The organism is Streptosporangium fragile, assembly GCF_039534445.1.
Taxonomy (GTDB): Bacteria; Actinomycetota; Actinomycetes; order Streptosporangiales; family Streptosporangiaceae; genus Streptosporangium; species Streptosporangium fragile.
In genome coordinates, this window is record NZ_BAAAVI010000017.1 from 20,082 (window position 1) to 43,847 (window position 23,766).

The window sequence follows — 23,766 nt, forward strand, 5'->3', positions numbered from 1 at the left end:
ACGGCGAGCGCGCCGCCCCCGGGGCCGGTGGGGCCCGGCCCGGGGGAGAGGGGACGGGGACGAGGGCGTCAGGAGGGCGAGAGGCCGAAGGTCAGGGAGTGAGCGGCACGTGGTCGCAGTCGTAGCCGAAGTAGCGCGGCCCGGCCAGGTCCAGGCCCGCCGGGGTGGTCCACCGGGGGTCGCAGGGGGCGGCGACGACGCTGACGCGCAGGCCGTACCGCATGCTCTCGGTGGTGACCGGTTCCCCGGTGTCGGTGTCGAGCACGCAGATCAGGTCCGGGGTGGTGGCCACCACCGAGCCGTCGCGGACGGCGAGCAGGTGCTCGTTCTGGAAGCTGAGCTCCAGCGGCCCGCCGGGACCCTCCAGCGTGGCCCGGCCGCGGGCGAAGCCGCCGGTGGTGCGCCGTTCCACGTCGACGACCTTGCCGGTGAGCAGGTGCACCCCGCCCAGCAGCTTCAGCGCCGCCGCCACCGGGTCGGCGTGGGCCAGGCGGGCCTCACGCACGGCCCGTCCCAGCTCTCCGGCGAGCGTCAGCGTCGCCGGGACCAGGCCGTCGCGCAGTTGGTCACCGCGGAGCACGGTGTCGGCGCAGGACACCTGGCAGCCCATCTCCGTGCAGGCCGCGCGGGCGATCCGCTCGGCCCACCGGTTGGAGACGGCGTCGACGACCAGGGTGTTGCCCTTGTCGTCGGCCAGCGCCATCGGCGTGTTCGGGATGCCGGCCAGCGTGGGCAGCACCATCTGGGCCTCGGGGAAGGCCCGGCCCATGGCGTCCCCGTCGACCACGGGCAGTCCGGCCCGGGCCGCGGCGGCGATCGGGATCATCGAGTTCACGCCCCCGACCTCGATGGGGACGATGTGGGTGGCCCGGCGGCCGAGCACGGCCTCCAGGGCGCGCAGGGCGGTGAGCTCCTCGGTGCCGGCGGGCAGCTTCTCCAGCAGCACGGTCGGGGCGCCCATCCCGGAGACCGGCACCACGGTGGCGTCGGCGGGCACCTCGTCGATGCCGACCAGGGTCACCGGGCCGTGGGCGCGGATCGCCTCGCGGGCCAGGAGCTTGCCGATGTAGGGGTCGCCTCCGCCGCCGGTGCCGAGAATCCCGGCGCCCCGGGCGATGTCGTCGAGCTCGTCGATGCCGATCTCACGCATTGATCTTCTCCAGGTCGAGGTCGCCGACGGCCTTCACGCGCACGCGGAGCGCGTCGCCGGGCAGGTAGGCCAGCGGGATCTCCTCCACGTCGACGATCCGCACGCTGCCGCCGCGGGCACCGGCCTTCTCGGCACGGGCGACGGCCTCCGCGCGGGCCTCGTCCAGCACCTTCCGGCGCGGTCCGGAGAAGACCCGGTCCACCTCGCCGCCGACCTGGGCGATGGCCGCGCCGATGGCGTTGGCGACGGCGAAGTGGCCGGGGCGGCGGACGTCGTCGAAGCCGGGCAGCTCGTCGGGGATGAGGATGCTGCCGCCGCCGACGGCGACGACGGGCAGCGGGGCGGCCGAGGTGCGCATCCGGTCCACGGTGGTCGCGATGCGCTCGGCGATGCGGGCCAGGGCGTCCTTCGGGTCGAGATGGGAGACCAGGGAGGGGTCCCCGATCTCGGCGTACCCGGCGGCCACGGCCAGGTCGGTGGCCGTCAGGGTGGAGCCGCCGAAGACCAGGGCCTCGGAGGTGAGCCGGTACCCGACGCTGCGCGGCCCGGCCGTCCCGTCGGGGGAGATGACGGAGCCGCCGCCGATGCCGAGCGAGAGCACGTCGGGGATCCGGAAGTTGGTCCGCACCCCGGCCGTCTCCGCCTCGCCGGAGGCCTCCCGGGGGAAGCCGCCGACCAGGATGCCGACGTCGGAGGTGGTGCCGCCGACGTCGACCACGGCGCACTCGGTCAGGCCGGACAGGTAGGCCGCGCCCCGCATGGAGTTGGTCGGCCCGGAGGCGAAGGTGGCCACCGGATAGCGCCGCGCGTGCCCGACGTCCATCAGCGTCCCGTCGTTCTGCGACAGGAACAGCGGGGCGTCGATGCCGGCGACCCGCAGCGCCTCCTCGAAGGCGCCGACCGTGGTGACCGCCAGCGGGCGCAGGGCGGCGTTCACGATGGTGGCGTTCTCCCTGGCGAGCAGCCCGATCCGGCCGATCTCGGAGGAGAGCGAGATGTGCACGTCCGGGCCGAGCTCGGCCGCCAGGATCTCCGCCGCGCGCCGCTCGAACTCGGCGCTGACCGGTGAGAACACCGAGGAGATCGCCACCGAGCGCAGTCCCCGGCCGGCGATGTCGGCGGCGACCCGCTTCAGCTCCTCGGGGTCGAGGTCGGAGATGGGTGTCCCGTCGTACTCGTGGCCGCCGTGGCACAGGTAGCTCCGCCCCCCGACCACCTCGCGCAGCCGCGCGGGCCAGTCGACCATCGGCGGCAGCGCGGCCGTGGCGGGCAGCCCGAGCCGGACCGCGGCGACCCGCTCCAGCCGGGAGGCCTCCACCAGGGCGTTGACGAAGTGGGTGGTGCCGATCATGACGGCGGACGCCCGGGGCTCGCCGAGGGAGGTGATCGCCGCCGCGACGCCGGAGGTGACGTCGGCGGTGGTGGGGGACTTCACAGTGGCGAGCACGTTGCCCGTGTCGCCGATGAGGGCCGCGTCGGTGTTGGTGCCGCCGACGTCGATGCCGATGCGCATGGTGCTCCTTTCGTGCCCCCGCGCGCTGGGAGGGGAGCTTCAGGCGGGTACGTTGGACCGTTCCATGGCGACCTCCCGGCTGGCCCTGACCAGGCCGAGCCGCCCGGCGACCAGGTAGCCGACCCCGGCCAGCAGCAGCGAGTTGAGCGCGGGGATGCCGACCCACTGGTAGGCGTCGCTCAGCCAGCCGACGAGGGCGGCGCCCGCCCAGACGACGAGCGTGGCGGGCACCCAGGTCGGCTCGGTCTCCGGGAGCCGCCCCTGCTCGCGGGAGGCGTCCAGGACCGGGCGCCAGCGCTTGAGCACGAAGTACTCGGCGACCATGATCCCGGCGACCGGCGGGGTGACGACGCCGAGGAGGACCAGGAAGTCGACAAACGCGTCGAGGATGCCGGCCGCGGCGGCGACGCTGCCGAGCACGCCGATGCCGACCGTGACGGCGGTCCGGTTGAGCCGCACGCCGACCGTGGACTCCACGACGTTCATCAGGCTCAGCGTCGCCGAGTACAGGTTCCAGTTGTTGATCTTCACGGTGGCCGAGACCAGGATGATCACGCCGACGACGCCGGAGGAGGCGGTGATGATCGCGACGATGTCGGAGGTCTTCACCGCGTAGGCGAGGAGCACGCCGGCCAGGCCCAGCACGTACTCGCCGAGGGAGATGCCGACCAGGGTCTGCTTGACCACGTCCCCGGTGCTCCGGTTGAACCGCGTCATGTCCGGGGTGGTGACCGCGCCGACGATGTACGACCCGGCGACGATCGTGGCGCCGGTGGCGATCGTGATCGGCTCGCCGAAGGGCGAGGAGGAGACCAGCTCGCCCAGGCTGTGCCGGGAGACCTCCACCCACATCGCCCACCCGGCCAGGCCGAGGAACGCGGGCACGGTGACGAAGGCCGTCCAGCCCATCATCTTGAAGCCCTTGAGCACCAGGGCCGTCACGCCCAGGCCCGCGATCAGCGACCAGGCCCACAGCGGGATGCCGCTCATGATGGCGTGCAGGCCCGCGGCGAAGACCGCCGTCTGCACGCCGAACCAGCCGAACAGGCTCAGCGCGATGATCAGGCCGATCAGTGTGGAGCCGTACCGGCCGAACCCGGTCCAGCGGGCCAGCACCGAGGTGGACAGGCCCTCGCGCATCCCGGCGATGCCGACGAAGATGCAGACGATCTCCAGGATCACCGAGCCGAGGGTGAACGCCCAGAAGGCGCCCCAGAAGGACAGGCCGGCGCCCAGCGTCGCGCCCAGCAGGAACTGCGTCAGGTCCGACAGCTGGCCGAAGCGCTGAACCGCCACGTTGGCCCACGAGTAGCGGGCGTGCTGCGGGACCCGCTCCAGCGGGTAGTCCTCATCGATCATTTCCGGCCTTTCGGTGTGCGGGGGGTGGGTCTCAGAGCCGTGAGGGCGGTCCGGCCGCCCTGGCCCGGAGCTTGATGAACGAGCCGGGCAGGTACGGCAGCGGCGAGCTGCCCGCCTCCACGGCCCGGGTGTGCCGGGGATCGGCGCCGGCGCGGACGGCGTTCGCCCGCGCCTCCTCGGCGACGGCCTCCAGCTCCGCCGGGAGCCGGGTGCGGTCGTCCAGCCGGACGATCCGCTCGGACTGGCCGCCGACCGGGCTGGTGGCCGCGCCGATGGCCCCGGCGGCGCGGCCGTGCTCCGGCCGCCGCACGTCGGGCACGCCGAAGAACGCGTCCGGTACGTCGGGTGCGCCGCCGCCCACCACGACCAGCGGCAGCCGGTCGGCTCCCGGCTGGAGCCGGTCCACGGCCTCGGCCAGCTCGCCGGGGTCGGCGTCGCGCGCCACGCGGATCAGCTCGGGGAACCGGAACCCCACGGGCACGCCGCCGACGTCGGCGCCCCGGGTGGCCTCCTCGGGGAAGCCGCCGGCCAGCGCCCCCACCCTGACCCTGGCCGCGCCCACGTCGGCGACGACCGCGTCGTCCAGCCCGGCCAGCACCCCGGCGCCGCGCAGCGCGCTCGCCGGCCCGCTGCCCAGGCTGAGCCCGGGGTGGCGGGCCAGGTACTCCAGGCTCATCAGGGTGCCGTCGCCGCGGGTGACGAAGACGGCTGCGCCGGCCAGGGCGGCGGCCAGCCGCTCGGCGGTGTCCCGGGCGAACCGGGAGAGCGCCGCGTCCAGGACGGTGGTGTTCTCCCGCTCGATCAGCCCCAGCGTACCCAGGTCGGCGGAGAGCGAGACGGGCAGCGGGCCCAGCTCGGCGCGGACGATCTCGGCGGCCTCCCGCTCCTGCGCGCCGTCGACGGGGGCGAACACCCCGGTGATGGCGACGGCCTCGGCCCGTCCCGCCACCCGCGCGGCGAAGCGCGCGACGGCGTCCCGATCCAGCGGGATCCAGTCTTCGGGGCTCAGCCCGCCGCCGCCGTCGACGATCGCCGTTCCCGCCCGGACGGTCTCCAGCAGGTCGGCGGGCCATCCGTACAGCGGGCGCACGGCCTGCGCGGCGGGGCCGCCGATGCGCAGCACGGCGACCCGGCAGAGCCGGTCCCGCTCCGCGACGGCCCGCGCGGCACCGCGCAGCCCAATGGAGATCCGGTCGATCGACGTCGCGGCCGTCCCCGGCGTGGCGAGTGCGGCGAACGTCCCGGGCGGCGCAACCGGCGCGGGCGCCGCGGCCAGCGCGCCGAGCGCCGCGACCACCCCGGCCACCGGGTCGCCGGGGACCGAGGCGACCTTGACCGTGGCGCGCACGGCCCCCGTCTCGTCCAGCACGGCGGCGTCGGTGTTGGTGGGACCGACGTCCACTCCGACGTTCACCGCCCCGCCTCCCGTGTCCGAACGGGCAGGCCGGTCAGGCCGAACGCCTCGGGACCGGCCAGGCGCAGCCCTTCGGGGGTGTGCCAGACGGGGTCGCACGGCAGCGGCACGACGTGGACCCGCATGCCGTACCTGACCTGGTCCGTCTGGACGGTCTCGCCGCTGCGCGCGTCCAGCACGGCGATGACGTCGGGGACCGCGGCGAGCAGCTCGCCGTCCTCCAGGGCGGCGAGATACTCGTTGTGCGCCTCCAGCCGGACCAGGCGCCCGGCGTCGCCGCCCAGCCCTTCGACGAGGGTCGTGCCCTGCTCCACCGCGGCCACCTTTCCGCTGATCAGGGGGTCGGGCAGCCGCCTGCCGAGCTCCACGGCGCGCGTGACGGAGCCGACGACGGTGGCGCCCGGCACCTGGCGGGCGCGCAGCGCGTACTCGCTGGAGGCCGCCTGGCCGCCGAACGCCTCCAGCGAGGCGCGCACCAGGCGCTCCAGCCACCGGCCGTCCACGTGGTCGATGACCACGGTCCGGCCGCGCTCGTCGCACAGGACGGCGGGCGTGGGGCTGATCCCGCGCAGCTCCATCACGGTCTGGTCCATCCGGGGGAAGGCCCGGCCCATGCCGTCGGCGTCCACCAGCGGAAGGCCGAGGCAGGCCGCCCAGGCGACCGCGGCGCACCCGTTCGCGCCGCCGATCTCGCTCGGCATCAGCGCCGCGACGGGAGAGCCGTGCAGCTTCTCCACCGCGTCCCGCAGGTACGAGGCCTCGGCCACGCCGCCGATGCGCTCGACCGCCACGTGGGAGGTGCCGACGTTGCCGCACGGCATGACCAGCGCGTCCGGGTCGAGGTCCGACGGCTGGACGACACGGACCGGGCCGTGGGCCTCCAGCGCCTGCCGGGCCGCCGCGCGCGTGATCGACACCGGGCCGCCGCCGCCCGAGCCCAGGACGGCGCAGCCCCGCGCGTAGGCGGGCAGCACCTCGGTGTCGATGTCCATGCGGAAAGGCTACGGACAACTCCCGTCCGCTCCCTGTGCTGCGAGAACACGTTTGCCGAGTGAAGTGTGGAGTCGGCACACTGTAGGGGTGATCGACCGGTTGCTCAGCGCTCCCGGGCTCGACGGGCTGCGCCACCTCGCAGGCCCCCGGGCCGGCCGCGCGGTCCGGGGTGTCCGGCTCGTGGAGGACCTGCGCGACCTGGTCGGGCAGCCGCCCGGCTCCCTGGTGGTGCTGACCGCCGCGGCCACCCGGCAGGGCACCGGTTACCGGCTCGACGTGGCCGTCCGCGACGCCGCCGCCGTCCCGGTCGCCGCCCTGGTGCTGACCGCCTTCGACGGCCCCCTTCCCGCCACGGCGACCGCCCTGGCCGAGCGGGGCGCCGTCACCCTGCTGGCCTGCGACGACGGCCCGGACCTGGCCCAGCTCGCCATCGCGGCGGAGCGGGCCCTGGCCGGCTCCGCCGCGGACGCGCTCGCCCGCGCCGAGGCCGCCACCTCGGCCGTGCTCCGCGCGGGAGGCGATCCCGAGCGGATCGCCGCGGCGGCCTCGCAGGCCCTCGGCGTCCCCGTCCGCGCCGGCCTCTCGGGCTTCTCGGCCGGAACCGCCGGCCCGTCCGGCGCCCCGGAGGCGCCGGACGGGCACCTCGCGCGTGCCACGCGGCTGGTCCTGGAGGTGGCGGCGCTCGCCGCGTCCGGCGGGCACGCGGACGACGCGCCGGTGCGGTCACGCTCGCAGCTGCTGACCGAGCTGCTGATCGCACCGGAGGGTCAGGCGCTCCGCCTGGCGGGCCGGGCCCGCGCGCTCGGGCTCTCCATCGACGCCTGGCACATCGCGCTGCGCGTCGAGCCGACGGCGCTGGCCGGCCCCGAACGGTACGCGGTCCTCGACGCCGCGGGGCCCGCCGCGGCCCGGCTGCTCCGCTCGGCGGGCGGGCCCGACTGGCACTCGGCCCGCGCCGACGATGCGCTCATCGTCATCCGCACGCAGCAGCTCGACCCCGGCAGGGAGGGGCTGCGGGCCGCCGTCGCCGCCGCCGAGCGCCTGCTCGGGCACCTGCGGGCCCGGTTCCCGGAGGCCGCCCTGCGCTGCGGGGTCAGCGGCGCCCACCGCGGCCCGCTCGGCCTGCGCACCGCGGCCCTGGAGGCCCGTACGGCGCTGCTGCGCACGCCGGCGTCGGCCTCCCCGGTGACCGCGCACGACGCGGCCGGGCTGGACCGCATGCTCGGGGAGTGGTACTCCTCCGACGCCGCACGCCAGGCCGTGCAGGAGCTTCTGACCCCGCTGCTCGCGCTCGGCCAGAAGCGGGCCGAGCCGCTGGTCCGGACCCTGCAGTCCTACCTCGACCACCGGGGCTCGCCGGCCCGTGTCGCCGAGGAGCTCCACCTGCACCGCAACGCGGTGAGCCGGCGGATCAGGAGGATCGAGACCCTCCTCGGCGCCGACCTGGACGACCCCCAGCAGCGCCTGGCCCTCCAGCTCGCCTGCCGGGCCGCCCGCCTCTGAGCCCCGCCCCGGCCGGCCGTCCCGCCGGCGCGGTGTGGGGACGCGGGGTCAGCCGCCGCGCCGCGCGGCGGACCGCTCGTCGAAGCGGATGGCCCGCAGCCGGTCGGCGGCGGGACGGTCCAGGATCGTCACCCCCGCCGCCGGGGGGAGGGAGCCACCGCGTGCGCGCCTGATGATCGCCTGCCAGCGGCGGCAGTGCCGGGCGAAGACGGCGTCGGTGACGACCCGGCCGCGGGCGAGCTGCCCCTCCCGGGCCGTGCGCGGATCCACGTCGAGCAGGACCAGGTGCACCTCGCCGCCCATCCACCGGGCCAGCCAGGCGAAGCCGTACAGGATGTGCGGCCAGGTGCCCCGGGTGTGCGCGACGGTGCCGCGCCCGCCGCCCAGCAGGGCGCGGGAGATCCGCCACACGTGGGTGAGGTAGACGATCGGGGTGCGGGCCCGGGGCGGGATGGACGCGAGGTAGGGGGCCCACCAGTTGCGGGACTGCCGCGAGTCGATGACCCACGCCTCACCGGCGCGCACCGGCCCCTTCTCGTCGCCGCGCAGCCCGTACAGCCGGTCGAGCAGGGTGCTCTTGCCCGCGCCGGGCAGCCCGGCGAGCAACACCAGCGATCCGGGCGGGTAGCGCAGGTCTCCGGTGAGGTCGTGGCCGGGGGACGACGCGGCCTGCTCGCGCGTCTCGGTGGGACGGGGGGCTTCTCTCGTCATGCGTCTCGGGGCCTTCCGGGTGGCGGGGGCGTCGCCGGGCCGGCGAGGCACCGGAGGCGGCGAGCCGGGGAGGACGGGATCGAGGGCCGTTCGGGGGACGCGTCCGCGTGCCGGGGCGTGCGGCGACCGGGGTGCGGGCCGGCCGCCGTGGGGCTGAGGGGGGCGGGTACGGGTACGGGGGCGGGTGACCCGCGAGCGGGCATGGGACTCCTCGAACGCGCCAGGCCTTCGAGGTCTCCTTCACCCGCGTGCCACGGGCGACCGTCCGGGGGCGCCACGGGGCGCCCGTACTGACCGGGCCGGTTCTTGGGAAGTACTCCCCTCGTCCGTTCCCAGGCTAAAGGACTCCGGCGCGTGGCGCGGTCCCGGCGGGAGAACCGCGCACGGCCCGCCGGTTTCGCCCGGGGGCCCGGGGGGAGGGGAAGCGGCATGCCCAATTTCGACAACACGTTTCTCCTGCTGTTCGAAGGTTACGGCTGGCTGCCCGCCCGCCGGCGCGGCGCCTCTGGCGAGGTGGTCCACACCCGGGTGATGGGGCAGCGCGCGGTGGGCCTGCGCGGGCCGGACGCGGCGCGTTTCTTCTACGACGAGGACCACGTCGAGCGGGGCACGGCCCTGCCCGGCTTCGTGAAGAGCACCCTCTTCGGTCACGGCGCGGTGCACACCCTGGACGGGACCGCACACCGCGTGCGCAAGGCGATGTTCATGTCCCTGATGACCGGCGAGGGCATCGCCGCCCTGGTGGACGCCACCACCGCGGCCTGGGACGCGGCGGCGGCGTCGTGGACCGGCGGGCGCCGTGTGGTGCTCTTCGACGAGACCGCCCGGATCCTGACGCGGGGCGTCTGCCCGTGGGCCGGGATCCCGCTGGACGACGCCGACGTGCCGGCCCTGGCCGCCGACCTCGTGGCCTTGGTCGACGGGTTCGCCACCCTGGGGCCGCGGCACTGGCGGGCACGGCGCGCCCGCGCGCGCCGCGAGGAGTGGCTGGGCCGGCTCGTGCGGGACGTGCGCGGCGGCGCCGTCACCGCGCCGCCGGGCTCGCCGCTCGACGTGGCCGCCCGCCACCGCGACGCCGACGGCGAGCTCCTCGACGCCCGGGTGGCGGCGGTGGAGCTCCTCAACGTCATCCGCCCGACCGTGGCCGTGACCTGGTTCGTCACGTTCGCCGCGCACGCCCTGCACCGGTGGCCCCGGCACCGTGCGGCGCTGCGGGACGGCGACGCCACCCTCACCGAGGCGTTCGCTCATGAGGTCCGCCGCTTCTACCCGTTCGCGCCGTTCGTCGGGGGAAGGGCGGTCAGGGAGCTCTCCTGGCGTGGGGAGCGGATCCCCGCCGGCGCGCTCGTCCTGCTCGACGTCTACGGCCAGAACCACGATCCCCGGCTCTGGGAGGACCCCTACGCCTTCGAGCCGCGGCGGTTCGTCGGCCGCAGGCTCGGCGCGTTCGACCTGATCCCGCAGGGCGGCGGCGACCCGGCCGCCGGTCACCGGTGCCCCGGTGAGACCGTCACCGTCGCGCTGCTGCGAGCCCTGGTGACGCGGCTGGCCCGGCTGGACTACGACGTCCCGGACCAGGACCTGACCATCTCCCTGCGGCGCGTTCCGGCCCGTCCGGCCAGTGGCTTCGTCCTGACCGCCGCGCGCCCCGCCGCGACCGGACGCCTCGCGTCACAGCCCGGGTCCCGCGCGGCACGGTCCTGACCGGAGCCGGACGGCGAGGGCGGCACGGCCGGAATCTCGGGGGCGGTCCACCTCCCCGGACACCGCATCGGGTATCGCGTTGACATCCTTGGCTATGTTCATTAGCTTAATGGCTATAGAAATTAGCCAACGGAGGGTGTCGTGACGGAGTACCTGGAGATCGAGGGCGGGCGGCTCGCCTACGACGTGACCGGGGAAGGCCCGCTGGTCGTGCTCTGCCACGGCATGGGCGACGGCCGGGAGGCGTACCGCTTCCTGGCGCCCCGCCTGGTGGCCGCCGGATACCGGGTCGCGAAGGCGGACCTGCGCGGCCACGGGGAGTCGACCACCGGCTGGCCCTCCTACACCCGCACCGACACCGCGCACGACCTGCTGGCGCTGATCCGTCACCTGGGCGGGCCGGCGGTCGTCGTCGGCCACTCCTTCGCCGGCGGCGCGGCCACCATCGCGGCGGCGACGGATCCGGACCTGGTCGTCGCCGTCGTCGAGATCGGCCCGTTCACCCGGGTCCAGAAGCTCGACCTGGGCGGCCTGCTGCGCGACGGCCGGCACCGCAGGGGCATGATGCTGCTGCTGGGCGCCGGGGCGCTGCGCAGCGTGGGGCTGTGGCGGCGCTACCTCGACCACGCCCACCCCGGCGTCAGACCGGCCGACCACGACGAGTACATGGCCGCGCTGGAGCGCGCGCTGCGCCGGCCGGGCCGGATGGCCGTGGTCGCCAAGATGGGCATGTCCGCCCCGGCCGACGCCGGTGCCCGGCTCCCGGACCTGCGGGTCCCCGCCCTGGTCGTCATGGGCACGCTCGACCCCGACTGGGCCGACCCCGGGGCCGAGGCGGACGGCGTCGTCGCGGGCATGCCGGCCGGGCGCGGCACCGTCGCGATGATCGAGGGCGCCGGTCACTACCCGCACGCGCAGTTCCCCGCCGAGGTCGCCGACGTCGTGCTGCCGTTCCTGAAGGAGCACGCCCGTGGCTAGGGCCGGCCTGTCACCGGCCGCGATCGTCGATCTCGCGCTGCGGATCGCCGACGAGGAAGGCCCGGCCGCGGTCACCCTGTCGGCGGTGGCCGGCCGGGCCGGCGTCGCCACGCCGTCCCTGTACAAGCACGTGCGCAACCTCGCGGAGCTCAACACGCTGGTGTCCGTACGGGTCATGGACGAGCTGGCGGACCGGTTGCGCGAGGCGGTGCTCGGCCGCTCCGGAGAGCAGGCGCTGCGCGCCTTCATGGACACCTGGCGCGGCTACGTCACGGCCCACCCCGGCCGGTACGCCGCGATGGTCCAGACCGCGCGGCCCGAGCTGACCGAGGCGGGCGGGCGGCTGGTCGACATCGTGCTGGCCGCGCTCCGCGCGTACGGGCTGGAGGGGACGGACGCCATCCACGCGACGCGGTGCCTGCGCGCGGCCGTCCACGGCTTCGCCATCCTGGAGACCGCGGGCGCGTTCGGGCTCCCCGCCGACCTGGACGACAGCTACGAGCTGCTGACGAACATGATCATCTCGGGTCTGCCGAAGCCCGCGCGGGACCACGCCGGCGGGTCGGCGACCACGTGAGGGCCTCGTCCGGCGGCGTCGGAGGCGGCCGGGACGTGCCCGGGGACGAGGACGGCCCGTGACCGCCGGGTAGGGCGGCCACGGGCCGGATCCCATGAGCCTCATGCCGGGTCGCGGCGACTCATGGCCGCGGGCGGGCCAAGGGAGGAAACGGCCCGCCCGCGAGGTCGCGGATCAGCGCAGTGCCGCCGCCTCGGCGGCGAGCTTCTCGATGCGGGCGTAGTCACCGGTGGCCAGTGCCTCGGCCGGGGTGAGCCAGGTCCCGCCCACGCAGCCGACGTTGGGCAGCGCCAGGTAGTCGGGGGCCGTCGCGAGCTTGATGCCGCCCGTCGGGCAGAACCTGACCTGCGGCAGCGGGCCGCCCAGCGCCTTCAGGTAGGGCAGGCCGCCGGCGGCCTCGGCCGGGAAGAACTTCATCTCGGTCACCCCGCGCTCGGCCAGCGCCATGACCTCCGACGCGGTCGCCACGCCGGCCAGGAACGGCACGCCGCTCGCCTCGAAGGCGTCGACCAGCGCCGGGGTGGTCCCCGGGCTCACCAGGAACTTCGATCCGGCGTCCACGGAGGCGGCCACGTCCGCCGGGGTGCGGACGGTGCCCGCGCCGACCACCGCCTCGGGCACCTCGGCGGCGATGCGCCGGATGGCCTCCAGCCCGACCGGGGTGCGCAGGGTCACCTCGATGACCGGCAGGCCGCCGGCGACCAGGGCGCGAGCCAGGGGAACGGCGGTCTCCAGGTCGTCGATCACGACGACGGGGACGACCGGGGCGATGTCGAGCAGACTCATGCGTACTCCATGGTGGAAAGGTGCCGGCTCAGCCACGCCGCGGCACCGGTCAGGGCAGGCTGGGGGGCCACGATCAGCGCCGTGGCGATGCCGGAGAGGTAGTCGTTCAGAGTGGGGCTGGCCTCGAACCGGCGGCGGAAGTCGCTGGCGACGACCCGGTCCATGATACGCGGCAGCACCCCGCCGCCCAGATAGACGCCGCCGCGGGCGCCCAGGGTCAGCGCGACGTTCCCGGCGAAGGTGCCGAGCATGCCGCAGAAGACCTCGACGGTCTCCGCGCACAGCGAGTCGTCCATCCGGGCCACGACGTCCGCGGCCGGGAGCCGCGGCGCGTCCACGCCACGCATGAGCGCCAGCGCGCGGTGCAGGCGGGACAGCCCCGGCCCGGACAGCAGGTGCTCGGCCACCACGTGCTCCAGCCCTTCGGCGCGCAGCGCCCGGACGATCTCACGGTCCCGCTCGTCGAGGACCGGCATCGTCACGTGCCCGCCCTCACCGGGCACCGGCACCCAGTCGTTCCCGGCCGGTACCAGGCCGCCCACGCCCAGGCCGGTCCCGGGGCCGAGCACGGCCTTGACGCCGTGCGAGGGCTCCGGGCCCCCCAGCGAGACGAGGTCCTCGCCCGCCAGGTGGGGCAGGGACGCGGCCAGGGCCTCGAAGTCGTTGAGCAGCCAGGCGTTCGGAATCCCCAGGTCGTGTACCGACCCGGTCCACCCGGCGTTCGTCAGGTGGTACCGGTCCCCCGCCACGGGCCCCGCGATCGCGATGCACGCCGCCGCGGGCCGGACTCCGCCCGCGTGGTCCGCGAGGTAGGCGGCCACGGCCTGGGGGAGGCCGCCGTGGTCGGCGCCCGCGAGCACGGCCACCGCCCCGGGGGGCCCGCCGGGCTCGGTGACCAGGCCGAACCGGGCGTTGGTGCCGCCGACGTCGGCGACCAGCCAGGGAAGGCTCACCTGCCCTCCCCGGCGGTGCTCGCCAGGCTCTCCGCGTGCCCGTTGAGGGCGAAGATGCTCGCGCCGCGCTCGGCCGGGCCCGCCGCGCGGCGGAAGGCGCCGAACAGCTCGCGGCCGGTGCCCACCCACTGGGCGTCGGTGAGCGGCGCGCCCTGCGGAGTGCGGGTGGCCAGCTCCTCGGCCGGGACCAGCAGCTCCAGGGTGCCCGCGGCGGCGTCGAGGCGGATCCGGTCACCCTCCCGGACCAGCGCGATCGGGCCGCCGTCGGCGGCCTCGGGGGACAGGTGGATGGCGGCGGGGACCTTGCCGGAGGCGCCCGACATGCGGCCGTCGGTGACGATCGCCACCCGCTGCCCGCGGTCCAGGAGCACCGCCATCGGCGGGGTGAGCTTGTGCAGCTCGGGCATGCCGTTGGCGCTGGGGCCCTGGTAGCGGATGACCGCCACGAAGTCCTGCCCGTCCAGCTCGCCCGCCTCGAAGGCGCGCAGCAGCTCCAGCTGGTCGTCGAAGACCTTCGCCGGGGCCTCGATGACCAGGTGCTCCTCCTTGACCGCGGAGACCTTGCTGACCGCGCGGCCCAGGTTGCCGCTGAGCATGTGGATGCCGCCGTCGGCGGAGAACGCGTCCGCGACCGGGCGCAGCACGTCCAGGTCGGTGCTGCCCTCGGCGCGCTCCTCCCAGACCGGCTCGCCGTCCTTGAGCACGGGGGCCGAGCGGTAGTGGTCCAGCCCGCGCCCGGCGACCGTCAGCACGTCGCGGTGGAGCAGCCCGGCGTCCAGCAGCTCGCCGATGAGCACCTGCATGCCGCCCGCGGCCTGGAAGTGGTTCACGTCCGCCTGGCCGTTGGGGTACATGCGGGTCAGCAGCGGCACCGCCTTCGACAGCTCGGCCAGGTCGTCCCAGAGCAGCTCGATGCCGGCCGCCGCGGCGATGGCGACGATGTGCATGGTGTGGTTGGTCGAGCCGCCGGTGGCCAGCAGCGCCACGCAGGCGTTGACGATCGCCTTCTCGTCGACGACCTCCCCCACGGGCGTGTAATCGTCGCCGTGCACGGTCAGCGCGACCGCCCGCCGGCCCGCCGCCCGCGTCAGGGCCTCGCGCAGCTCGGTGCGGGGGTTGACGAACGTCGCGCCGGGCAGGTGCAGGCCCATGACCTCGATCATGACCTGGTTGGAGTTGGCGGTGCCGTAGAAGGTGCAGGTGCCGGGGGAGTGGTAGGACTTCGCCTCGGCGTCCAGCAGCTCGTCCCTGCCGACCTTGCCCTCGGCGAACAGCTGCCGGGTACGGGCCTTGACCTTGTTGGGCAGGCCCGAGCCCATCGGTCCGGCCGGGACGAACACCGTGGGCAGGTGGCCGAAGTGCAGCGCGCCGATCAGCAGGCCCGGCACGATCTTGTCGCAGACGCCGAGCATCAGGGACGCGTCGAACATGTCGTGCGAGAGCGCGATCGCGGTGGCCATCGCGATGACCTCCCGGCTGTAGAGCGAGAGCTCCATGCCGGCCCGGCCCTGCGTGATGCCGTCGCACATCGCGGGCACGCCGCCGGCGAACTGGGCGACGCCGCCCGCCTTGCGGACCGCGGCCTTCAGGATCGCGGGGTAGGTCTCGTACGGCTGGTGCGCCGACAGCATGTCGTTGTAGCTCGACACGATCGCCACACCCGGCTTGACGGTGCCGCGCAGGTCGATCTTGTCGGCCTCGTCCGCGGCGGCGAAGCCGTGGGCCAGGTTGGCGCAGCCCAGGCTGGACCTGGCCGGTCCGCGCCGCCGGGCCGCCTCGGCCTCGGCGCGCAGCCGGGCCAGGTACGCGGCGCGGCTGGGCCGGCTCCGCTCGGTCAGGCGGTCGGTCACCTCTTGGATCACGGGGTGCACCCGGCCTCCTCGGTACTCGTCGGTTCGTTCTGCGCGTCCTGCCGGGGTCGCGCCGTCGGTACGGTCCGCGCGGTCGTTCATGCGGGGTTCTCCTCGTGCCAGCTCCGGCCGCTGCGGGCGACGAGGTCCAGGGCGCCGGCGGGGCCCGGGGTGCCCGCGGCGTACGGCTCGGGCGGCATGGTCTGCGCGTCCCACTCGCTGCGGATCGGGTCGATCCACCGCCACGCGGCCTCGACCTCGTCGCGGCGCATGAACAGGGTCGGGTTGCCGGCGAGGACGTCCAGGAGCAGCCGCTCGTAGGCGTCGGGCACCCGGCCGGCGAAGGTCTCGGCGAAGCTCAGGCCGAGCGGGACCGGCTTGAGCGTGACCTCGCCCGCGCCCGGCTCCTTGGCCATGATGTGCAGCTGGATGCCCTCGCTCGGCTGGAGCCGGAGCACGAGGCGGTTGGGCGCGCTGCCCGGGAAGATCGAGTGGGGTACGTCCTTGAACTGCACCACGATCTCCGAGCACCGGTACGGCATGCGCTTGCCGGTGCGCAGGTAGAACGGCACGCCGGCCCAGCGCCAGTTCTTCACCTCGGCGCGGATCGCGGCGAAGGTCTCCACCTGGCGGGAGGCCTCGGTGGGCGCGGTGTTGTCGGGCTCGTCGAGGTAGCCGGGGACCTTCGCGCCGCCGGACTCCCCGGCCGTGTACTGGCCGCGGACGGTGAAACGGTCCACCTCGCTGCCGGTGATGGGCCGCAGCGCCTCCAGGACCTTGACCTTCTCGTCGCGGATGGACTCGCGGTCGTTGCGGGACGGCGGTTCCATGGCCACCAGGCACAGCAGCTGGAGCAGGTGGTTCTGCACCATGTCACGCAGCGCGCCCGCGTGGTCGTAGTAGCCGCGGCGGCCCGGCGTGCCGACGGTCTCGGCGACGGTGATCTGGACGTGGTCGATCCACAGGGAGTTCCAGATCGGCTCCAGGAAGGCGTTGGCGAACCGGAGCACGAGCAGGTTCTGCACCGTCTCCTTACCCAGGTAGTGGTCGATGCGGTAGATCTGCCGCTCGTGGAAGATTGCGCCGACCTCGTCGTTGATGTGCTGCGCGCTGGCCAGGTCGCGGCCCAGGGGCTTCTCCAGCACCACCCGTGAGGCGGGGGTGACCAGGCCCGCGCGGTTCACCTCGCGGCAGAACGGGCCGAACGTCATGGGCGGGCTGGCCAGGTAGAAGACCCGGTCCCGCTGCTCGTGCCCGGCGAGCATCCCGGTCAGCCGCGCCCAGCCGGTCGGGTCCTGGCCGCCGATGTCGATGGTGACGTGGTGCAGGCGGTCGAGGAAGCGCCGCCAGACCCCGGGGTCGTCCACCGGTACGGAATCGCGGACCTCCGCGTCCACCTTGCCGCGGAAGTCGGCGTCGGCGAGCCCGCCGCGGGACATCGCGATGATCCGCGTCTCGGGGGACAGGAGGCCGTCGCGGTCCGCGTGGTAGAGCGCGGGGAGGAGTTTCCGCATGGAGAGGTCGCCTGTGCCGCCGAAGACGATCAGGTCGGCGGGCTGCGGGGTCTCAGACATGGGGGAGCGCTCCATGGGATCTACCGGAATTGGGGATAGATCGGACACTAGCCAGATCTTGCGCTCTGCACAAGCGGAGTTTTGTAATTTGGGATGAGAAAGTCTGAACTTTTCATTCCCTAAGCAGATGTGATTCACTTGACCGATGCCTCGACGTCCCGCTGCCGCGCTTGCCACCAGCGGTGAGGTGCTCCGCCTCATCCGCACCGGTGAGGCTGTCACGCGCGCGGACATCGGGCGCGTGACCGGCCTGTCCCGCCCCGCCGTCTCCCTGCGCGTCACCGAGCTGCTCGACCGGGGGCTCGTCGTGGAAGACAGCGAGGGCCCGTCCACCGGCGGGCGCCCGCCCACCAGGCTGCGCTTCAACGCCTCCGGGGGCGTGGTGCTGGTCGCCGCCCTGGGGGCCAGCCGCGCGCAGATCGCGGTCTGCGACCTCGCCGGGGAGCCGCTGGCCCGCGCGGTCCTGGACATCGACGTGGAGGAGGGCCCCGACGTCGTCCTCCCCCTGGTCATGGACACCTGGGACGAACTCCTGGGCGACCGCCCCGCCTCGCTGGTGCTCGGGGTCGGCATGGGCGTCCCGGCCACGGTGGAGTTCGCGGCCGGCCGCACCGAGAGCGCCCGCATCATGGCCAGCTGGACCGGCGTGGCCATCCCGCCGATCATCGCCGACCGCTTCCCCGCGCCGGTCTTCCTCGACAACGACGTGAACGTCATCGCCATCGGCGAGCACCGCGCGGTCTACGCGGGCGAGGCCGACGACCTGCTGTTCATCAAGGTCTCCACCCGGATCGGCTCCGGCGTCATCGCGGGCGGCGAGATCCTGCGGGGGGCGCTGGGCGCCGCCGGGGAGATCGGCCACATCCCGGTCCGCGACGGCGGGGGAGTGCTCTGCCGCTGCGGCAACGTCGACTGCGTCGACTCCGTCGCCAGCGGCACCGCGATCCTGCGCGACCTGCGCGCCCGGGGGCACGAGGTCAAGACCCTGGCCGACGTGGTGAGCCTCGTCCGGGCCGGCGACGCCGAGACCATGACCGTGGTCCGCAACGCCGCCCGGATGCTCGGCGAGGTCGTCGCCACCTCGGTCAACCTGCTCAACCCCGCGGTGGTCGTCATCGGCGGCGACGTGGCCGAGACCTTCCAGCCGCTGGTCGCGGGGGTCCGCGAGGTCGTCCACCGCCGCTCGACCGCCCTGTCGACCAGGAACCTGCGCATCGAGCGCAGCCGCCTCGGCCCCGGCGCCGGGATCACCGGCTGCGCCCACATGGTCCTGGACCACATCCTGTCGCCGGAGGCCGTCGACTCTCCCGGCCTGCACCTGCCCCGGTCCGTCCGCTCCCACGGCTGAGGCCCACGCGGAGCCTCACCGCCGTATCTGCCGAGAAGGGCCGCTCCCGGCCTCGCCGCCGTATCTGCCGAGAAGAGCCCTTTCCCGCGTCCGGCCGGACGCATGACCGGCGCCCGGCCGCGTGTTCGGCCGGGCGCCGGTCATGTGCCCGGCCGCGGTCCGGTGCGCGCCGGTCACGTCCCTTCCCGGGCGGGTGGCTAACCGGCTTCCGGCATCCCGCCGCGGGCCCGGCTCTGGCGGCGCATCGCCAGGACCATGTCGACGACCACCACCACCGCCAGAACGGCGGCCACGGCGATGAGCCAGGTCAGGCCCGACACCAGGCCGAGCACGGCGAAGGCGACCAGCGCGACCAGCACGAACGAGCCCAGACGGATGTGGACCACGTCGCGCGGCGTCGCAGGCACCATGGACCTGCCGTCGGCGGAGGTTTCCTCTGGTCGTTGTCCCTCAGGAGTAGTCATGTTCCCCTCTCCTCGATCAGACGCATCCCGTACCCGGATGCCTCGTTCTCATGTGTCCTGCGGTTTCCCGAGTGCTCTCACCAGTCCTTCGATGTCGGCGACGGTCACGGTCGCACCGGGATGGGGCAAGAAGCCGCCGGGTGCGAGCGCCGGGACCGGGGTCGCGAAACGGACGCAGACCCCTTTCCTGGTGTTGGTCCCGAAGGTCACCCCGCGGTCCGCCAGCGACAGGTGCGGCCCGATGGCCTTCCACGGCGCGTACGGGCCCGTCACGGTGGTGCCCGTGACGTTGGCGATCGGCGTGCGCAACAGCCAGGGCCCGAAGCGGATCGTCAGCCCCTCCTCGCCGACCTCGGCGAAGGCCCGCTCGGGGCTCACCCCGAGCAGCAGGAGGGGGAGCCGCCATACCGGGTCGAAGGCGAACGCGAACCGCGGCATTCAGTCTTCCCAGGGAGGGGTGTCGCCCATCTTGGCGTAGTACTTGGCCAGATGGGACTTGATCCGGTCGACCTCCTCCTTCGGCACGTCGACCCCGCCCCGCGCCCCCTGTATGACCCCTCCGGCGGCGCGCACGGCGCGCGGCACCACCTTGAGCTCGCCCCCGATCACGTCGGCGATCGGCAGCTTGTACGACCCGAAGTTCCCCGGATCGTCACCGTCGTACCAGACGTGCGCGTCGCGGTAGCGGGCGTTCGGCCCGTCCTGGGCGCCGGCCCACGAGCGGACGCGCTTCTCGGCCGCGTCGCCGTCCCAGTCCCTGTCCCGGTCGGCGAGCGGAAGGTCCTGAAATCGGGTCACCGTCATGATCTCACTCCCTCCTTCGGGGTTCCCCTACCCGGTCGTCCCGCTCCATTCCTGCTGGGCGACATATTTGGAGGTTGGGAGGGGAGGGGAGCGGCATGACCGATAACCGTGATGAGACCGAAGACCCGACCCGGTGGAGCACCCCGGAGAAGGACCCGCCGTCCTCCGGTCCGCGCGACGTCGACACCGAGACCCGCGTCGTGGCCGAGCGTTCCGGATCGGACACCTCCTTCCCGGAACGGCCGCTCCCGGCCGACCCGGAGGACGCCCTCCGCACCCGGGAGGGCCGCCCCGGCGGCGCCGACCGCGTCCTCGCCGACCAGACCGCCGAAGACGAGGAGCCCGGTGGCGTCCGCCCCGACGTGGGCCCCGCCTCCTGAGGCGGCCCGGGACCGTTCCGCGCTCCGCGAGGCGTTCCCCGGCCGCCGGCCGCGCGTCGGGCCGGTGCCGGTGGGAGGCTCGTTCCGCGGGCGCCGGGAGACCGCCGTGATCGGCTGTCCCCGGACCGGCGCGGCGGGCCCGGAGGTACGGGATCCGCCGCGCCATGCGGACGTCAGCTCTTGAAGGCGTCCTTGACCTTCTCCGCGCTGTCCTTCAGCTTCTCGCCGGCCTGCTTGAGGTGGCTCTGCGCCTGGTCGTTCCGGCCTTCGGCCTCCAGTCGTTCGTCGTCGACGGCACGCCCGGCGCCCTCCTTGACCTTCCCACCGAGCTCCTCGGCCTTGTTGGCAATCTTGTCCTCGGCACCCATGGGGAATTCCTCCCTTTTGTGGAGTTCTGCCATGCAGGGCTACCACCTGCCCCCAGGCGGAGGGATAAACATGGGCCGGACACCGCCCCCGAGTCCGGACCCGCCGCTCTCCTCGGGGCAGGCCCGTCACGCGCATCCGGCCGGACACGACGGGGAGCCGGCTGAGCGCGGGAGACACGGCGGCCCGGCCCGGCCCTCCGCCGATACCGTGGAGCCATGATCAGGAGTGTCTCGCTGCCCGAGGACTGGGAGCCAAGAGTACGGAGCGCGCTCGGCGGCGTGCTGCCCGGATCACACGACGCCCCACTCCGGCCGCTGGGGGCCGGCCTCGACAACGTGACCGTGCTCCTGGACGGCTCGATCGTGCTGCGGCTGCCGAAGAACGACGACGGGGCCGAGAGCGTCGAGCGGGAGTCCCGCCTGCTGCCCGAACTCGTGCTCGACCTCGCCATCCCCCGCTTCCTGTTCACCGCGCCCAACCCGCTCGGGCCCGGCTCGTTCTGCGGCTACGCCCTGGTCCCCGGCGAGGTGCTCCCGCCCGAGCGGTGGCGTGCGCGAGGGCTGCTCGACCTGCCGGGGCCGGTGGAGCAGGTCGCCGGGGCGCTCGACGCGGTCCACGCGTTCCCGGCGGAAAAAGCAGGCGGGCTCGGGACGCCGGTGTGGGACCTGCGGGGCGACTTCGCCGCGGATCTGTCCCCGGTCCGCGAGGAGGTGCTCCCGAAACTGACGCCGGGGGAGGGGCGGACGCTGCTCGACGCCTGGGAGGGCTACCTGGCGGACGACGCCAACTTCGCCTACCGCCCCACGCTGACGCACGGCGACATGAGCCTGGACCACCTGCTGGTCACCGGGGACATGATCACCGGGCTCATCGACTTCGGCGACGCCGAGATCGGCGACCCCGACTACGACCTGTCCTACCTGTGGGCCGAGGCCGGGCCCGGATTCGTCCGGCGGGTGCAGGCCCGGCGGGGTCTGCCGTTCACCGGGCGGCTGGCGCGGAAGCTCGGCTTCTGGAGCCTGGCCGATCCGGCGCGGGACGTGCTCTTCGGCCTGGAGAACGGTGAACCGGGGCTGGTGGACGACGCGCTCGACACGCTCCGCGCCCGGCTCACGGCAGGGGCCGGGGACGAGCACGGCAGGGGCAGGACAACCAGGTGAACCGCGGGGTGAGCCGGTGAGCGGGCCGGACCGTCCGGAACGGGGCACCGGCGTCCCCGCTCGGCGGACGATCAGCGGTCAGGACGGTAACCGTGATCACCGGCATTTCCGCCGGGGACGCCGGCAGGCGCCCCGCGTGCCCGCTCGCCGCCGGGGCCCGGTGGTGCGGCCCCGGCGGCGGGCGGGTCGGGGGAGACCGGTCAGGACAGCAGGGTCTCGCCGATCCATCCGTCGGCGGAGCAGCCCGGCGGGACGGCGAAGACCGCCGAGCCGATCGGCGTCGTCCACTCGTTGAGCAGGTCCGCCTCGGCCAGCCTCCGCTGAACGGGGATGAACTGCCGGGCGATGTCCGCCTGGTAGGAGGCGAACAGCAGCCCGGAGTCGGCGTGTCCCCGCTCGGTGAGCCCCTCGTCGTAGTTGTAGACCCGGCGGTAGATCCGCATCCCCGGGTCGGTGACGCGGGCCCGGCGGATGTGGGCCTGCTCGGAGATCACCGGGAAGCCGACCGCGTCGAGCTTGCCGAAGTCGGGCTCGTCGTGCTCGTGCTGTCCGGTGAGCGGGGCGCCGGTGTCGAGGCGGCGGCCCACGGTGAACTCCTTGGCGACGGTGTCGGCGGCGTCCCAGGTCTCCATCTCCGCCCGGATACGCCGCAGCACCAGCGTGGTGCCGCCGCGCAGCCACTCGGGACCGTCGCTCACCCACACCGCCCGGTCGAAGTCGGGCGTGCCGGGCCTGGGGTTGACGGTCCCGTCGAGCTGGCCCATCACGTTGCGCTGGGTCAGCCCGGGGGCCTGCGTCTGCGGGCTGCGCCGGAAACCCCGCTGCGTCCAGCGCACCCGGGCGAACGAGCGGGCGTCCTTGACCGTCATGCGCAGGGCGTGGGCCAGGGTGAGGGCGTCGTCGGCGCAGATCTGCAGCAGCAGGTCGCCGCCGCTCCACTCCTTCCTGAGCCGGTCGATCGCGAACGGCGGCAGCGGCGCCACCGCCTCGGGGCGGCGGTCCTCCAGTTCGGCCGCCGCGAACAGGCCGGGACCGAACCCGAAGGTGACCGTCAGCCGGGAGGGCAGGGCGGCCAGTTCGGGCTCGGTGTCGGCCAGGGCGGGCCTGCCCTGGGTCAGCCGCCGGGCGTCATCGGTGAGCAGCCGCATCATCCGTGCGATCGCCTCGCGGCCGGTGCCCGGGAGCAGGTCCAGGCCGACGAAGACACCGTGGGTCTGCGGCGTCGTGGCGATCCCCGCCTGGTGGGCCCCGTGGAAGGGCTCGGTCGCGGCACCACCGGAGGCCGGGGTCACCTGGCCCGCGTCCGGGCCGGTGGTCCCGCCGGGCTCACCCGGTGCGCCCTGACCGGAAGCGCCCTCGCCGGGGACTCTCCGGCCGGCGGCGGCGGTGCCGTCCGGTCCCGGGCGTCCGGCGGTGCCGTCGCCCGGGGCGCACGCCGCCAGGGCGCCGACCGCGGTGAGGGCTCCCCCGGCCAGCAGGCCGCGTCTGCTGAGCCCCGGTTCCCGCATGGGGGGTTCGTACATGAGCTTCCCTCCCCGCTCAGCCGTTGCCCTCACCGGCGTGCGCGCCACCACTCCCCCCGTGGTCCATGCCCTCGCCGGTGGCGCCGTGGCCGGGCTGGTAGTCCTCCTTGCCGCCGGCGAAGTCCTTGCCGACGGCGGTGAACTCCAGGGTCGTGCCGTCCTTGAGGGTCAGGGTGAAGGCGATCTCGGCGCCGGGCTTCACCTCCTCGGTGACGCCCATCAGCATGATGTGGTCGCCACCCGGCTGGAGCCGGTGCGTGCCGCGGGCGGGAATCACGAATCCGCCCTCCTTGGGCCGCATGACCATCTTGCCGCCGGAGTCGGCCACCTCGTGGAGTTCGACCTCCGGCGAGAGCGCCGAGGCGCCGGAGACGACCGTCACCTCGGCGTCGGTGTTGTTGACCAGGGTGCCGAAGGCCGCGGTCATCCCCTTCTTGGTGGTCTTCACCCACGGGTCGACCACCGACAGGACCGGGCCGGTGGCCGCCGGGGCCGCGGTGGCGGAGGCGGTGGCCTGCGGCTCCTGCCGCGCGGCGGGCCGGTCGGTCTCCTGGCCGCCGCAGGCGGACGCGGACGCGGCGGTGAGCGCGGCCAGCAGCCCGGCGGAGAGAGCACGACGAACGATCATGAAAAGTCCTTCCAGGTGTACGGCG

General features: G+C 74.6%; 23 protein-coding genes. 7 read left to right on the plus strand and 16 right to left on the minus strand.

The window, feature by feature from the left end; genetic code table 11:
- Nucleotides 1-91: 91 nt before the first annotated feature.
- The 5 genes from ABD841_RS13645 to ABD841_RS13665 are packed head-to-tail and all read right to left on the minus strand — an operon-like array spanning nucleotide 92 to nucleotide 6,428.
- Nucleotides 92-1,150 (minus strand): S-methyl thiohydantoin desulfurase family protein, encoded by a 1,059-nt coding sequence (locus ABD841_RS13645; protein WP_344971233.1) that lies wholly within the window; start codon nucleotides 1,148-1,150, stop codon nucleotides 92-94.
- On the minus strand, nucleotides 1,143-2,663 hold the full coding sequence (locus ABD841_RS13650; RefSeq protein ID WP_344971235.1) for a hydantoinase/oxoprolinase N-terminal domain-containing protein: 1,521 nt from the start codon (nucleotides 2,661-2,663) through the stop codon (nucleotides 1,143-1,145). The genes ABD841_RS13645 and ABD841_RS13650 overlap by 8 nt, the downstream gene beginning before the upstream one ends.
- A 39-nt stretch (nucleotides 2,664-2,702) precedes the next feature.
- The gene (locus ABD841_RS13655) at nucleotides 2,703-4,022 is read right to left on the minus strand and encodes a purine-cytosine permease family protein (RefSeq protein ID WP_344971237.1); all 1,320 of its coding nucleotides are present in this window, start codon (nucleotides 4,020-4,022) and stop codon (nucleotides 2,703-2,705) included.
- Nucleotides 4,023-4,053: 31 nt separating this feature from the next.
- Nucleotides 4,054-5,436: a hydantoinase/oxoprolinase N-terminal domain-containing protein gene (locus ABD841_RS13660; protein ID WP_344971239.1), complete on the minus strand. Its 1,383-nt coding sequence runs from the start codon at nucleotides 5,434-5,436 to the stop codon at nucleotides 4,054-4,056.
- Nucleotides 5,433-6,428 (minus strand): S-methyl thiohydantoin desulfurase family protein, encoded by a 996-nt coding sequence (locus ABD841_RS13665; protein ID WP_344971241.1) that lies wholly within the window; start codon nucleotides 6,426-6,428, stop codon nucleotides 5,433-5,435. The genes ABD841_RS13660 and ABD841_RS13665 overlap by 4 nt, the downstream gene beginning before the upstream one ends.
- 88 nt (nucleotides 6,429-6,516) lie before the next feature.
- On the opposite strand from ABD841_RS13665, the gene ABD841_RS13670 reads away from it, so the two are divergent.
- Entirely contained in the window at nucleotides 6,517-7,932 is a 1,416-nt protein-coding gene (locus ABD841_RS13670) for a PucR family transcriptional regulator (protein ID WP_344971243.1), read from the plus strand.
- Nucleotides 7,933-7,980: 48 nt separating this feature from the next.
- On the opposite strand, the gene ABD841_RS13675 is transcribed toward ABD841_RS13670, so the two are convergent.
- Entirely contained in the window at nucleotides 7,981-8,643 is a 663-nt protein-coding gene (locus ABD841_RS13675) for an ATP-binding protein (RefSeq protein WP_344971245.1), read from the minus strand.
- A gap of 429 nt (nucleotides 8,644-9,072) precedes the next feature.
- Between ABD841_RS13675 and ABD841_RS13680 the strand changes: the two genes are divergently transcribed.
- From ABD841_RS13680 to ABD841_RS13690, 3 genes are all read left to right on the plus strand, one after another.
- A complete protein-coding gene (locus ABD841_RS13680; protein ID WP_344971247.1) occupies nucleotides 9,073-10,347 on the plus strand; it encodes a cytochrome P450 in 1,275 nt (424 codons plus the stop codon).
- 141 nt (nucleotides 10,348-10,488) lie between these two features.
- Nucleotides 10,489-11,325, plus strand: a complete 837-nt coding sequence (locus tag ABD841_RS13685; protein WP_344971249.1) for an alpha/beta fold hydrolase — start codon at nucleotides 10,489-10,491, stop codon at nucleotides 11,323-11,325.
- A complete protein-coding gene (locus ABD841_RS13690) occupies nucleotides 11,318-11,902 on the plus strand; it encodes a TetR/AcrR family transcriptional regulator (protein ID WP_344971251.1) in 585 nt (194 codons plus the stop codon). Before ABD841_RS13685 ends, ABD841_RS13690 begins: the two co-directional genes overlap by 8 nt.
- A gap of 174 nt (nucleotides 11,903-12,076) precedes the next feature.
- Here the strand turns inward: ABD841_RS13690 and eda are convergent, their stop codons facing one another.
- The 4 genes from eda to zwf all read right to left on the minus strand — a co-directional run bounded on the left by eda (nucleotide 12,077) and on the right by zwf (nucleotide 17,065).
- Nucleotides 12,077-12,688 carry a bifunctional 4-hydroxy-2-oxoglutarate aldolase/2-dehydro-3-deoxy-phosphogluconate aldolase gene (eda, locus tag ABD841_RS13695; RefSeq protein WP_344971253.1) on the minus strand — a complete coding sequence of 204 codons (612 nt, stop codon included), beginning with the start codon at nucleotides 12,686-12,688 and terminating at the stop codon, nucleotides 12,077-12,079.
- Entirely contained in the window at nucleotides 12,685-13,641 is a 957-nt protein-coding gene (locus tag ABD841_RS13700; protein WP_344971255.1) for a glucokinase, read from the minus strand. The genes eda and ABD841_RS13700 overlap by 4 nt, the downstream gene beginning before the upstream one ends.
- Entirely contained in the window at nucleotides 13,638-15,512 is a 1,875-nt protein-coding gene (gene edd / locus ABD841_RS13705) for a phosphogluconate dehydratase (protein WP_344971257.1), read from the minus strand. The genes ABD841_RS13700 and edd overlap by 4 nt, the downstream gene beginning before the upstream one ends.
- A 77-nt stretch (nucleotides 15,513-15,589) precedes the next feature.
- Entirely contained in the window at nucleotides 15,590-17,065 is a 1,476-nt protein-coding gene (zwf, locus tag ABD841_RS13710) for a glucose-6-phosphate dehydrogenase (protein WP_344971259.1), read from the minus strand.
- A gap of 145 nt (nucleotides 17,066-17,210) precedes the next feature.
- On the opposite strand from zwf, the gene ABD841_RS13715 reads away from it, so the two are divergent.
- On the plus strand, nucleotides 17,211-18,413 hold the full coding sequence (locus tag ABD841_RS13715) for an ROK family transcriptional regulator (RefSeq protein ID WP_344971261.1): 1,203 nt from the start codon (nucleotides 17,211-17,213) through the stop codon (nucleotides 18,411-18,413).
- Nucleotides 18,414-18,610: 197 nt separating this feature from the next.
- Here ABD841_RS13715 and ABD841_RS13720 read toward each other — a convergent pair whose 3' ends face one another.
- Genes ABD841_RS13720 through ABD841_RS13730 form a run of 3 tightly spaced genes read right to left on the minus strand, consistent with a single transcriptional unit; the run spans nucleotide 18,611 to nucleotide 19,681 of the window.
- Nucleotides 18,611-18,877, minus strand: coding sequence for a hypothetical protein (locus ABD841_RS13720; protein ID WP_344971263.1), 267 nt, complete (start codon nucleotides 18,875-18,877; stop codon nucleotides 18,611-18,613).
- Between the two features lie 48 nt (nucleotides 18,878-18,925).
- Nucleotides 18,926-19,315, minus strand: a complete 390-nt coding sequence (locus ABD841_RS13725) for a hypothetical protein (protein WP_344971265.1) — start codon at nucleotides 19,313-19,315, stop codon at nucleotides 18,926-18,928.
- Nucleotides 19,316-19,681 carry a hypothetical protein gene (locus ABD841_RS13730; protein ID WP_344971268.1) on the minus strand — a complete coding sequence of 122 codons (366 nt, stop codon included), beginning with the start codon at nucleotides 19,679-19,681 and terminating at the stop codon, nucleotides 19,316-19,318. It abuts the gene before it with no gap.
- A 95-nt stretch (nucleotides 19,682-19,776) separates the two neighbouring features.
- On the opposite strand from ABD841_RS13730, the gene ABD841_RS13735 reads away from it, so the two are divergent.
- Nucleotides 19,777-20,061: a hypothetical protein gene (locus ABD841_RS13735; RefSeq protein ID WP_344971271.1), complete on the plus strand. Its 285-nt coding sequence runs from the start codon at nucleotides 19,777-19,779 to the stop codon at nucleotides 20,059-20,061.
- Between the two features lie 173 nt (nucleotides 20,062-20,234).
- On the opposite strand, the gene ABD841_RS13740 is transcribed toward ABD841_RS13735, so the two are convergent.
- The gene (locus ABD841_RS13740; RefSeq protein ID WP_344971274.1) at nucleotides 20,235-20,429 is read right to left on the minus strand and encodes a CsbD family protein; all 195 of its coding nucleotides are present in this window, start codon (nucleotides 20,427-20,429) and stop codon (nucleotides 20,235-20,237) included.
- A 216-nt stretch (nucleotides 20,430-20,645) separates the two neighbouring features.
- Here ABD841_RS13740 and ABD841_RS13745 point away from each other — a divergent pair, with 216 nt between their 5' ends.
- Nucleotides 20,646-21,590 (plus strand): phosphotransferase family protein, encoded by a 945-nt coding sequence (locus tag ABD841_RS13745; RefSeq protein WP_344971277.1) that lies wholly within the window; start codon nucleotides 20,646-20,648, stop codon nucleotides 21,588-21,590.
- Between the two features lie 200 nt (nucleotides 21,591-21,790).
- Here ABD841_RS13745 and ABD841_RS13750 read toward each other — a convergent pair whose 3' ends face one another.
- A complete protein-coding gene (locus ABD841_RS13750) occupies nucleotides 21,791-23,113 on the minus strand; it encodes a Dyp-type peroxidase (RefSeq protein WP_344971279.1) in 1,323 nt (440 codons plus the stop codon).
- A 16-nt stretch (nucleotides 23,114-23,129) separates the two neighbouring features.
- Nucleotides 23,130-23,741 carry a copper chaperone PCu(A)C gene (locus ABD841_RS13755; protein ID WP_344971280.1) on the minus strand — a complete coding sequence of 204 codons (612 nt, stop codon included), beginning with the start codon at nucleotides 23,739-23,741 and terminating at the stop codon, nucleotides 23,130-23,132.
- Nucleotides 23,742-23,766 lie beyond the last annotated feature (25 nt).